The 201-nt window shown below is 44.8% G+C and carries 2 tRNA genes; both read right to left on the reverse strand.

Annotated elements, in window-relative coordinates:
* Positions 1 to 17: 17 nt before the first annotated feature.
* Positions 18 to 90, reverse strand: a tRNA-Thr gene (locus CHI06_RS29305).
* 26 nt (positions 91 to 116) lie between these two features.
* Positions 117 to 191 (reverse strand) — tRNA-Asn (locus tag CHI06_RS29310).
* Positions 192 to 201 lie beyond the last annotated feature (10 nt).

The raw sequence follows: 201 nt of genomic DNA on the forward strand, positions 1-201 counted from the left end.
TAATTTAAAAATAGGAAAGCTTCCAAGCGGGCTCGAACCGCTGACCTCTTCCTTACCATGGAAGTGCTCTACCTACTGAGCTATGGAAGCATAGCTAATTTTCATATAAATAGAAATGGCTCCGCAGGTAGGACTCGAACCTACGACCGATCGGTTAACAGCCGATAGCTCTACCACTGAGCTACTGCGGAACAATATAAA

This window comes from Bacillus sp. 7884-1, assembly GCF_002272245.1.
In the GTDB taxonomy this organism is placed as follows: Bacteria; Bacillota; Bacilli; order Bacillales; family Cytobacillaceae; genus Neobacillus.